This window comes from Candidatus Nitrospira salsa, assembly GCF_965152625.1.
Map to the genome: position 1 here is coordinate 1333427 of NZ_CBCUCO010000004.1, position 11313 is coordinate 1344739.

Genomic DNA, 11313 nt, shown 5'->3' on the forward strand with positions numbered 1-11313 from the left:
AAGTTCATCGTATAGGGCCCAACCCTCAAACTTTGTGTCATCATGGATGGAACATTACCTAAACCTGTTACGAGTGTTATCGATACAGCCATTCTTCTGGCTTCTTCCGGCGTCTTTACGTTAGGCACGAACCAGGGAGAACGTGGAACTGGCACCTTAACGAAGGTCAGTGGGTTGACCCTGTTTCAGCGGGCGGTCTTGACGCTGCAGCGGGCTGGAATTTCGCAAATTTGGGTGTTAGCCGGTCAAGAAGAAAAAACGTTGCGAGCGATGATCCAGGGGGATGACCGTATTGAAGCGGCCATTCGTTGGTTGCCTGTTCGAGAGTTTCCCCCGACGGATCCTCAAACTTGGGAAGCCTTGTCCGGTGAAGTCAAAGGTTCCTGTTTGATTATCGGTTGTCATGTCGTGTTCTCGTCTTCATTGATTCAATCGTTACGAATGGTTGCTTCAGATGGTCGTGTCTTGGTTGTTGTGGGGCAGTCAGAAGAAAGCCGGCACACGGGCAATCCTGGAGTCGTCTTCCAAGAAGATGTTGAGCCGAGTACGTTGGGGACGACTGTCGTCTTTCATGACCATAGTGACGTTATACCTGCGCAATCGACCTCACCTTCCTTGCCTGCATCGTTTATTGCTGAAGATCTCGTCGTGTTGCCGTCACGCTTGTTGGGAGTGTCTGGCGTATTACAAGCCGGTGGAGGCAACCCGATCCGTTTAGCGTTAGAGCAAGCCGCGATCGAGGGTATCATTCAGCCCATTCCCAGTTCGACAACTCAATTTAAGGATATTCGAGGGCCCAATGGGCTTCAGTTAGCTGAACGCAGTTTGTATCAGTCCCTTCAGTCTTTGAAGGGAGGGATGGACGGTATCGTTGATCGATATGTGAATCGGAAATTATCAGGCATTTTCACGCACGTGTTTTTAAAATTTGGCGTGTCGCCAAACATGATTACCATGGCATCAATGGTCATTGGACTTATGGCGGCTGGGTTTTTTGCGTTGGGCTCCTATCAATTCGGTATTATTGGCGCGTTACTCTTTCAATTATCCGTCGTGATTGATTGTTGTGATGGAGAGGTGGCACGATTAACATTTTCTGAGTCACGCTTTGGTCAAGAATTAGATATTTGGGCTGATAATGTCGTCCATATGTCAATCTTTGCGGGGATTGCTTCTGGAGCCTATCTACACGGGTCGTGGGAAGGTATGAATTTGCCGCTGATTCTTGGAACCTGTGCGGTTGTTGCCAATATGATTTCACTTTGGCTTGTGAATCGAGCACGCTTTCTTCGCTCCCGTCCTCGTGAATTGCGTCGTCTGGGTGAAGCCACTCGAACGCGGATGGAGTTTATGCTTGGCAATGTGACCAATCGAGATTTTTCCGTTGTTGTGCTGCTGTTTGCCTGTATGGATATCCTTGGTTGGTTTCTGTGGATTGCGGCAATCGGTTCATGGGTTTTTATCGCCTCAATGGCGTGGATTCTCCGCCATTCCCTTCTCTCTCGTGCTTAAGCTCATTTTCCTGATCTTTGGCTCTTTGGCCTTGGCTGGGATTGTCTGGCACATCGGCCCAACTTCCATCATGAATACGGCCTCTCAATTAGGGCCCGTGGCGCTTGGGGTTATTCTTTTTCCCATGCTGCTGGTGTATACCCTGGAGGCACTTGGGTGGCGTCTGACTCTTGGTTCTCATGCCCAACGAATCGGGTTTGCTCAATTGTTTGCAATCCGAATGGCGGGAGAGTCTGTCAACGTCACCACTCCGGCTGCCTATGTCGGAGGCGAGCCGCTCAAGGCCTATCTTCTCAAGCCCTATGGCGTCCCATTGGTCGAAGGGTTGGCTTCTGTGATTACGGCTAAAACGACCATGACCATTGCGCAGGTCTTATTTATTCTACTGGGAATAGGTCTGTCATTTTGGATTCTCGGTGCATCTGACCATTATCTGACCGCGGCGTTAATCAGTGTTGGATTATTGGCGTTTGGGATGCTGTTGTTTGTGATGGTTCAACGATATGGGTTGGCCATGGGTTGTCTGCGCGTATTACAGGCATGCCGAATCCGATTGAAGTTTCTGGAAGAACGGAAAGCCTCACTTGAAGAACTAGATTCTACGATCAGAACGTTTTACACACAGCACCGGCGAACCTTTTATGTGGCCTTGCTCACATTTTTCTTTGCCTGGATATTGGAGACGCTAGAAGTCTATGCCATTTTGTACTATTTAGATGTTCATGTGGATATGCTGACCTCGCTATCGATTGCGGCCTTAACCGTGTTTATTAAAGGAAGTACATTTTTTATTCCTGGCAGTTTAGGTGCGCAAGAAGGCGGATATGTGTTACTTCTGCTGGCGTATGGGTATCCTGATGTGACTGGCATTACCTTCGCGCTCATTCGTCGTCTTCGGGAAATACTCTGGATTCTTGTGGGGTTAGTGTGTCTGCTGATGTTCAAAGGACGTGAGCCGCTTCATCCCCACGGAGTCGTGGCTTCGAAGAGATGATTGGGTTCCAGTTGGTCGTTTCGACTATGAGAAGACTGGTGTTGAGAGTTGATTGATGTGTCGAATGCTGGCAAAATCATGACATATTATCATCTTACTGATAAATGTGAGTTAAAGGAGACAGAGTCGTGGATATTGTGATTGGGTCAAATGTGTTGAGAAATACAACTGGCGTGGTGACCGCGCATGGGCAGCAACAATTATGTCTAGAGATTCATGAAGACAATAGTCAAATATTTCTTACCATGGATATGTACATGCCTACAGGGACTCAGGTAGCCAAACTTGAGCGCAATGTGTGGATATCCAATGATGGAGAGCGATTTGAACTCACGGCTGAACCGCAGAGTCTGAAAATTGTCGATAATACCTTAAAAAATGTAGTAATTGAGCTTAAAGCTGAAGAAGACACACGTCTCACGGTGGGGCAGGCAAAGTTTTATACATCAAAAGGCACCTTGTCTGAAGTGAGTCCAGAGTGGTGGCGCGTCGGTAATAAATTAGAGCTCAATGGAATAGACATGGATCTCGAAGGCGGGGACATCACTATGCCCGAATAATGTCTCATTTTCTTATTAATCTACTTCATTCATCTTTCCTTCCTAAATTCCCCAGACTGCACTGTTTAGCCTTTAGCCTTAGGCGATGATTACGACAATCGTATTCGCGTCACTCGTGCTAGGGTGTGGATTTTTACAGTTCCTCTAAACATTTTCCGAAAAAATACGAACGGCGTAGGTTTCGTTCAAATCTATAAACTGAGGATAGCCATGGATTGCTCCAGAAACAATGTAAATGGCTTTGTCGTGGCTGGGGTCATAAGTCTTGTTGGTCTCATGTTCGTGTGCCGTTCGCTTGTCTTGGTGGATGCGGTGATGGCGAACGAATCTTTGAATCGAAATGAAAAAATTGTCTATCGCAGTATGGGAGGCAAGGCCAATATTGATGTCGGACTGGCTAGCTGGCTGAGCCAGGGTCGTTCCAACTTCAGCCACGATGCCTCAACGTTGAGTTCGTTGTTGGGAAATCCTACTTCAGCATTGGATTATAAAGACATGTGGAGCAATATTGTGGAGTTGAACGCTCAACTCGTTCATAAAAAAGGATTTTCGCTTAAGGGACAGTTCGGGTATGGGGCCATCACTGACGGGACGTTAATCGATGACGATTTTGTGAGTGCGAGCGGTGCCACATTCTATGGAACATCGGTGAATGGCCCACACCGCATATCACGTACAGAAAGTGACGTCAGTGACAGCTATGTCTTCTACCTGAACGGCGATGTTGGGCTCCTGTTTTATCGTTTTGCGGGCAACAAAGGCTTACTGAACGCGGTTTTGGGGTTTCAATATTGGCGGGAAAAGTATGTGGCTCGGAGCGTCAGGCAGCTTGAATGTACGTCGGTTGGAACATTTTGTCGTGCGGCTGGAACGGAATCATTTGTGGGAACGAAGGCCATTACGAACACCGTTCAATGGACGTCATTACGGGTCGGTGGCGAAGGAGCAATAACATTTTGGGATCGTCTGACGCTCGAAGGGGAGGCGATTGCACTCCCGCTTGCCTGGCTGAAGAACGAAGATATTCATCATTTACGAACGGATCTCCGAGGCAGTCCAAGTTTTAAGATGAGTGGTCTCGGATATGGTTTTAACTTAGAAGGTGGGGTGAGATTGCGGATATTCGATCAATTCTTCATTCATGGCGGCTATCGTTACTGGTGGCTCACCGTTCAAGATGGTGATTGGGAAAACTTTCCGGCTTCAGGCGGAGGCTCTACCGCCAATCTCAATGAATTCCGTACCTTCCGACATGGCGCCACGTTTGGCATCAGCTATCGGTTTTAGGCCCCGACGTTAATCATGTTTTGACCACCATGTACCTCCGTCTATTTTTCTCTAGACCATACTTCGTCTAACTAGGACTTCACATGGAATATTCAGCTCCCCTCCCTAAAGATCAAATCGTTCGAGAAAAACGGACGTTTTATCTCGATGAGGTGTTTAAGGAAGGTGGCGAGTATTTAAGAAATATTATTTTAGATTCGTTCTATTGTGCTTTTCAGCACTCCTACTAAGAAACATCTGGTCCACATTGTCTCCAATGTATGGGTTTATTGGTGAAGCAATCTTCTGGTCAATCCTTCCTGTTTGTATCGCATTCCTGACATGGAAAATTTTACGAGATCAGGATGGAAATTTTGCTGCCAGCGTTCCGCATTGGACAGTATTCAAGAATCCTTTGTTCTGTGGACTTATACTCACGTTTGCCGGATTTGTATTTGATTGGCTTCATGGGTTATTTCAGAAAGAATTGTCTGGGAAAGAAGAGGTCATCAGGGAATTATTATCTGCACTCAGCATCGGCTTTTTCGGTGTGTTGGCCCTTGGGCTTCTTATTTGTGGCTCAATCAGCATTCTGTTTATTGCTGATCGTGGGGTGAGTGTTCAAGCAGGATTAATAGTTGGTCTTCAGAATATTAAGCATCTGTTTGGAAAAATATTCCTTCTATACCTGGGATGGGGGCTCAATACGGTTATTCTGGCCATAGTAATTGGAGGGCTGGGGAGTATAATTGCAGCCTTTGTTTTTCCTGAAAATTTATTTGTCATCACGTTACAAAGTCCATTGGAACTAAGCAACTTGGCAGAAGATGTTTCCGATGACACAGGCAAGGTAACGTTAAACCTGTTTATATGACTTTTAGAGTACGTAGGTATGGCTGTTGGATATGCCATTGGGTTGTGTACATTAGCCGTGGCATACGCTCAAGTGTTTGGGCTTCCCGACTACACGCCAAGTGCCAGCGTTTCAAAGACGTGAGTTTCTGCTTACAGTTTGTGTTTTGAAGAGGCTCTCGATAGACTATGAGGGGGGTGAGGTCTATTTAAATAAAGATATTTTATGAGTCTTGCTCTTAAACAATTAGTGGAAAATGTTAAAACTGATGAACGTGTCTTAGCGGTCCTTCTCTTCGGGAGTCAGGCTAGGGGAGAAGCTCATGCACGATCAGATACTGATGTCTGTCTGGTGCTTGCTCCGAACTCTGACACGCCCGATGAGTCAGCCAACGTTCGCCTGACGTATGTGTCTTCTTTTGATCTCGACCTTCATGTGTTTCAAGCTTTGCCATTGCCTGTTCGTCCTCGTGTCCTAAAGGATGGGGAAGTTCTCTTTTGCCGAAATAGTGATCAACTCTACGACATTGCCCTTCGAACAATTCGCGAATATCGCGACTTTCGTCCACGCTATCAGTTGTATCTTAATCAGATTGCCAATGCTTGATCGCGACCGGATTTTGTCAAAAATTTCAGCGTTGGATGAATATTTGCAGGAACTTGAGCAAATCGTTCCTGAAAAATTCTCACAGTATGTGGCTTCAATCGAAAAACGCCGTGCGTGTGAGCGATTGCTGCAAATTTTAGTAGAAGTTGTGTTAGATATTTGTGGGCTCTTTGTCAGTGGTCTCCAGCTCGGCTTACCTCATGAAGACAACGATCTGTTTGGCAAACTCGAAAAAAATGAAGTGCTCTCAAAAGACCAGGCTGAACTTCTGCGATCGATCAGGGGATTTCGGTATATTGTGGTCCATGAATACGGCGGGATCGATGATGCCGTTGTCTATAGGATCGCGACGACAAGACTTCAGGATTTTCGCACTCTCAAGAAGACCTTTCTTGAAACTCTACAGAAATTCGACCAAAAGTAAGCAAAGCTTTTCTTCCCACTTACCGATCCTTTTTATCCCAATAAAAAATCAAAGTCGGATTTGCTGATGCCGGCGCCGGCACCTCGTTGAGTTGAGCCTTCCATGACGGCTTCATACAAGGCGAGTTTGTGTTTTTTGAGGTCCATCATTTTCTCTTCGATCGTGTGATGCATTAAAAAACGCATGATGGAGACTTTTTGTTGTTGACCGATTCGGTGCGCGCGGTCCGAGGCTTGATTTTCGACCGCGGGGTTCCACCAGGGATCGAGGTGAAAGACATAGGAGGCTTTGGTGAGATTCAGTCCTTGCCCACCAGCTTTGAGGCTGAGCAGGAAAACAGATGGACGTTCATGTTCCTGAAACTCTTGTACTAATTTCTTGCGGGTTTTGGTTGGCGTCGAGCCGTCGAGCCGGCTGTAGGGGAGGTGGTGTGTCTTAAACTCCTGTTCAACGAGATCTAAGAATGAGGTGAACTGGGAAAAGACTAATGCGCTATGTCCTTCATCCAGCAGTTCGTGTAATCGATCGAGCAAACAGGTGATTTTTGGGGAAGAGTCGGTGCTTGTCGAATTAAGCAGGCGAGGTGACAAGCAGATTTGTCGAAGTTTCAAGATGGCCGTTAAGGCAATAATCCGTGCTTGGGCGGCAGTTTTTGTCCGGTAGGCATCTTCAATAGTCGGTCGAATCTGCGCAATGGTTTGCTGATAGAGCGCTTTTTGTCGGTCAGTGAGGTCGAGATAGACATCGGTTTCAATTTTAGGTGGAAGTTCTTTGAGTGTTTCCGATTTGGTGCGACGGAGCACAAATGGTTTGGTTCGTTGGAGGAGTTGTTCCACCTTCGGAGGTTCATGCGTCTTTATGTGCGATTTAAATGCATCATAATCGCCGAGTAATCCAGGAAGGCACAGGTCAATGATGGAATAATATTCCCCAAGATGGTTTTCTAATGGCGTGCCGGTCATTGCCAACTTGAAGGTCCCTTTCAGGCGTCTGGCAGCTCCCGTGGAATGCGCCGTAATGTTTTTAATGGCTTGTGCTTCATCAAAAATAATGACATTGAAATGAATTTTTTCGAGTACAGCAATGTCTCGCCGTATGATTCCATAGGTCGTAAGCACAATATCGCAATCGCGGAAGATGGCGGACCGGTCTTTTCCGCTATACCATCGCACAGTAAAGTCTGGATAAAATCGCGTGATTTCATGTTCCCAATTAAAGAGCAAACTTGGGGGGAGAACAATGAGATGTGGCGCGTTGGCCGTATTGGGCGGTTGCGTCACGATACCCTCATGAATGCCCGCCAAGAGGCTAATGGCTTGTATGGTTTTGCCCAATCCCATGTCATCCGCAAGGCAGGCTCCAAAACGATGTTCATAGAGGAAGCTGAGCCATTGATATCCTTTTCGTTGATAGGTGCGAAGCTTGGCCTGCAACTTGTTCGGTAACGAGCGCGGGTCTATTTTTTCAAAATTCAATAGACGTTGAAATAAGGCTTCATCATTGTCCGAGAGGACAACTTTGACGCCATGTTTACGTAATACCATCCAATCTAAAATTTGTAACGTTGGAACGCGAACCACTTTACTCTTCTGATCTTTACTTGGAGTATTCCTCATTGCCGGATAGAGTGACGACAGTGTGCGTAGGATTTCCATGGCCGAGACATCAAGAATCCGTATCCCGTCCTCGGTCTCGGAAATACTCCCTTTCTGTATGGTTTCCATCCAGACGGCTTCGGACATCACCTCACCATTGCATTTGATTTCAGGCCGTATTTCAAACCAGTCAATGTCAGGAGGACGTTGAGCATCGAATGAAAATTCCCACTCTGCCGTGAGGATAGGCTTCTGATGGTAAAACAGTTCAATGCCTGCTGCCTGCAGTTTCGCGTGTAGTTCTGGCAATTTGGAGTGAAGCGTGGAAAGCGGCATGGTCATTCTGTCATGCCTATCCATATTCCGGAAGATGTGGTGTCCGAAAATTTCGCAAGGAATGGCATATAAGAGTGCCTGTTTCGCTTTATCGTTTGGGAGAAAGATCCACTGGCTATTCGCATAGGTGAGTCGGAAGTCTTGTTCTCGATAAAGCATGTGCCAATCTTTGAGTAAATGCTGAGCTTCGGATTTGACGGCATAGGCTTGAAACTCGTTGACTGCCATCGCGTCTTTAATGATGCGGTTTGCATCAGTGGGTTGTAACGTGCCAAACAGTCGAAATAATGCTTCAAGAAGTAGCGTCTTGCGCTTACGAGATTTGAACGTTTGAGGGAGGTCTTTGGCTTGTTCGATATTGAGAATACATTGAAACAGTTGAGCGTGGGTTTCAATATTCTGTCCGTCGAGACGACATTCCGTTTGTAAGACCGCCAGTGGTTCTCCCAGATTGGCTTGAATTGGAGCCATGACATCATCCTGCGGAAGTATGCTGAGCCGATAGGTGAGCGACGGTGTGGAATTTTCGTTCAGGTCACATTCCTGCAGTGTCACATCGCGTCCATGAACTTTTAAGATCAGATGTTGGGAAACATCTTCTTTTCGATTGAAATTAAAATGCAGTTGATAAAATGCGTCCATGGATAATTGCAAAGACTGACGATGCCTTCTTGTTCCCGGTACTCGAGATGGAGTACGCATGCGGTCCGTCTGTTGCGGAGCTACTGATACTGTGGGAGACGGTCGGAGCCCTAATGGCCGTCGCCAGGCTTCGGCGTCGAGCATGTTTTCGACAAGAGTATAGATTTCCCAGCCTTTGACATCATGGAGAGGAGCGAGAGTTTGAGTTTCAAGGTCGGCGACGAGACGTTGAAATGGGCGAGCTTGAGGCTGGACGGTGCCGCGTAAGAGACAGCGGTTATGGACGTTGATATGGTCTTCTCTGACATCAAGTTCTGTTGCGGATTGATAGTGACGAGACGGCCGCCACGTGAGAGTGGTCTGTTGTTCCTGTGTATCAAAGACGAGTGGATGCGTGTTGCCATATTGCTCAAGGTATGTGACAAAATTTTCATAGGCTAACCATGCTGGGTCAAAGGTTCCCCTCATGAGGAGTGTCAGTTCGGTCGGGATACCATAAAAGGACCGACACAATTTCCCGTCTTTTTTTATGGCGATTTCCGGCAATGATTCATGGTCGGACAATACTACTTCCAGCCCTGAGGCGGATGGCGCAGTCTGCGTATGAAGTATGTGAGGCGCTGATGGCGGCAGTAACTCTTTTCGTAAAAGGTTCCGACGAGCTGTATGGTTTCCCGGGAGTGAAAAGGTTTCAGGCACGAGGGCGTTGATGGTCGTCAGGAGCGCACAAATGACATGCTTACATTGAGAGGTCGAGGTCCATGCTGGACAGTCGCAGGTATATCGAAGATCAGGCTCGTGCGCAGAAAATTGAACTGAGTATCGCTGGGTGCCCCTCACATAGGCGGTGAGCAATGTCTGATCGGTATTCCATTTATAGGATTCCAACCGTTCTCGCGAATAGTAATCATATCCACGAAGGATATAGTCTTTGGGGGCCAGAGCGTAAATATGGTTTGGTGGAAGGGCTTTAAGTCTTTCGAGGATATAGGAAGCTTCATTATGCATAATATGTGGGGAAAATCTTGTGGTGGCCGCGCTGATGGCGGGTCAACCCTGCTGTTCGACACAATATGTCATTGAAGTTCATCGTAAACAAAAATATTGTCGTTGAGCAAAGAGTATCGTAAACATACGATGATTGCCAGTCAGCTGAGTTAAGGTTCGGTGAGAGGCCCGTCACATTATGTCAGCGTCGGAAATTCATTGAAGCAGCGATTGCAGTCATCTTGTCTCAGGCGTGGGTATGCGATTGTCCGCCCAATAATACAAAGTGGTGCTGTGATGATACGACGCAAGCGGTGTGGAGATGGTAGCTGGAACCGAAGGGAGGTGTTCAGCTGGAAATTTCTTATTGATCTCGTTTAACCATATACTGGGACACTATCGCCAATGATCGTTTGGCCATTCCATCAGCAAACGGTTCTAGGTCTAGACTCGCAGCCTTGACATATTCTTCAGCCCTCTGTGTGGCGTAAGTCAAGGAATGGTGTTCATGCATGAGGCTAATGATGGTCGTCAAGTCTTCATCAGTAATGGCGCGACTTTGCACCTTTGATTTAATCCACTGCCGTTGGTCATCTTCACATGTTTGAAAGAGATGAAGGAGAGGCAGGGTGACCATACCTTGCCGAATATCTTTCCCTAAAGTCTTGCCCAGTCGTGCTCCGTCTGCTAGATAATCTAAACAATCATCAGTCAGTTGAAAGGCCATTCCTAAATTTAAACCGAAACGAGACAGGGCGGCCTGTTCTGCTGGAGTGCCTTCACCAATGGCGGCTCCAATTTTACACGAGGCAGCAACGAGGGTTGCGGTTTTATACTCGACAATTTGCAAGTATTCCGGTTCGGTAATTTCTGGACGACTATTCGCACACAATTGCAAGACTTCACCCTCAGTCATTTTCCGGCAGGCATCAGCGAGCGATTCATTGAAGCCATGATTGTGAAATGAGGCAATCTGAGTCATGGCTTGGGAATAGAGGTAGTCTCCGACAAGAATGCTGGCGTGATTTCCCCAGATTCGTCGAGCTGTTTTTTCACCGCGACGGATATCTGCCTCATCCAAGACGTCATCGTGGAGCAATGTTGCTGTGTGGATATATTCAATCAAACTACCGAGAAGGAGATATTCTCGTTGAATGAACCCGCAGAGTTTGGCACTTAAGATGAGCAATAACGGACGAATCCGTTTTCCACCACTCGCCATGATTTGGCTTGAGATGGTATTGATCAGAGAGGCTTCAGAATTGAGATTTTTGTGGACTTGTAATTCAACTTCATTCAACTCCTCTCGATAGGCATCCCATACATCAGCCATATTGGTGAGGTTTTGAAGAGTTGGGCTGTTACCACTCATGGCGGGCGATACTAGGCGGTATCTGACAGATTGTCAAGCAAAATGAGGACTATTCAACGAGCCGTTGGACCTGAAAGGAATTGTGAAATTTTGTTCGAATTTTCATCACACCTTTCGTCTTGACAGTGTCTGAATTCTTCAATTAATGTTATTCCTTAGTTTTCAA

At 46.7% G+C, this 11313-nt stretch carries 10 protein-coding genes; 8 read left to right on the plus strand and 2 right to left on the minus strand.

Annotated elements, in window-relative coordinates; translation table 11 throughout:
• The first annotated feature begins 42 nt into the window (after positions 1-42).
• From ACWQXP_RS20350 to hepT, 8 genes are all read left to right on the plus strand, one after another.
• The gene (locus ACWQXP_RS20350) at positions 43-1512 is read left to right on the plus strand and encodes a CDP-alcohol phosphatidyltransferase family protein (RefSeq protein WP_454064669.1); all 1470 of its coding nucleotides are present in this window, start codon (positions 43-45) and stop codon (positions 1510-1512) included.
• Positions 1418-2506 carry a flippase-like domain-containing protein gene (locus ACWQXP_RS20355; protein ID WP_454064670.1) on the plus strand — a complete coding sequence of 363 codons (1089 nt, stop codon included), beginning with the start codon at positions 1418-1420 and terminating at the stop codon, positions 2504-2506. Before ACWQXP_RS20350 ends, ACWQXP_RS20355 begins: the two co-directional genes overlap by 95 nt.
• A gap of 128 nt (positions 2507-2634) precedes the next feature.
• Positions 2635-3066 (plus strand): hypothetical protein, encoded by a 432-nt coding sequence (locus ACWQXP_RS20360; protein WP_454064671.1) that lies wholly within the window; start codon positions 2635-2637, stop codon positions 3064-3066.
• 210 nt (positions 3067-3276) lie between these two features.
• Positions 3277-4353, plus strand: a complete 1077-nt coding sequence (locus ACWQXP_RS20365; RefSeq protein ID WP_454064672.1) for a hypothetical protein — start codon at positions 3277-3279, stop codon at positions 4351-4353.
• Between the two features lie 83 nt (positions 4354-4436).
• Complete coding sequence (locus tag ACWQXP_RS20370; RefSeq protein ID WP_454064673.1) at positions 4437-4583, plus strand: hypothetical protein; 147 nt, start codon at positions 4437-4439, stop codon at positions 4581-4583.
• A gap of 17 nt (positions 4584-4600) precedes the next feature.
• Positions 4601-5206: a hypothetical protein gene (locus ACWQXP_RS20375; RefSeq protein WP_454064674.1), complete on the plus strand. Its 606-nt coding sequence runs from the start codon at positions 4601-4603 to the stop codon at positions 5204-5206.
• Positions 5207-5410: 204 nt separating this feature from the next.
• The gene (gene mntA, locus ACWQXP_RS20380; protein WP_454064675.1) at positions 5411-5791 is read left to right on the plus strand and encodes a type VII toxin-antitoxin system MntA family adenylyltransferase antitoxin; all 381 of its coding nucleotides are present in this window, start codon (positions 5411-5413) and stop codon (positions 5789-5791) included.
• Complete coding sequence (hepT, locus tag ACWQXP_RS20385; RefSeq protein ID WP_454064676.1) at positions 5784-6215, plus strand: type VII toxin-antitoxin system HepT family RNase toxin; 432 nt, start codon at positions 5784-5786, stop codon at positions 6213-6215. Before mntA ends, hepT begins: the two co-directional genes overlap by 8 nt.
• A 32-nt stretch (positions 6216-6247) precedes the next feature.
• Here the strand turns inward: hepT and ACWQXP_RS20390 are convergent, their stop codons facing one another.
• Together ACWQXP_RS20390 and ACWQXP_RS20395 are read right to left on the minus strand one after the other, a co-directional pair.
• Entirely contained in the window at positions 6248-9796 is a 3549-nt protein-coding gene (locus ACWQXP_RS20390; protein ID WP_454064677.1) for a DEAD/DEAH box helicase, read from the minus strand.
• 343 nt (positions 9797-10139) lie between these two features.
• Entirely contained in the window at positions 10140-11147 is a 1008-nt protein-coding gene (locus tag ACWQXP_RS20395) for a polyprenyl synthetase family protein (protein ID WP_454064678.1), read from the minus strand.
• Positions 11148-11313 lie beyond the last annotated feature (166 nt).

What these genes read in the sequence shown, in the direction of transcription:
- mntA (WP_454064675.1), top strand. Translation starts at nt 5,411, where the DNA reads ATGAGTCTTGCTCTTAAACAATTAGTGGAAAATGTTAAAACTGATGAA.
- ACWQXP_RS20390 (WP_454064677.1), bottom strand. Translation starts at nt 9,796, where the DNA reads ATGCATAATGAAGCTTCCTATATCCTCGAAAGACTTAAAGCCCTTCCA.
- ACWQXP_RS20395 (WP_454064678.1), bottom strand. Translation starts at nt 11,147, where the DNA reads ATGAGTGGTAACAGCCCAACTCTTCAAAACCTCACCAATATGGCTGAT.
- ACWQXP_RS20370 (WP_454064673.1), top strand. Translation starts at nt 4,437, where the DNA reads ATGGAATATTCAGCTCCCCTCCCTAAAGATCAAATCGTTCGAGAAAAA.
- ACWQXP_RS20350 (WP_454064669.1), top strand. Translation starts at nt 43, where the DNA reads ATGGATGGAACATTACCTAAACCTGTTACGAGTGTTATCGATACAGCC.
- ACWQXP_RS20365 (WP_454064672.1), top strand. Translation starts at nt 3,277, where the DNA reads ATGGATTGCTCCAGAAACAATGTAAATGGCTTTGTCGTGGCTGGGGTC.
- hepT (WP_454064676.1), top strand. Translation starts at nt 5,784, where the DNA reads ATGCTTGATCGCGACCGGATTTTGTCAAAAATTTCAGCGTTGGATGAA.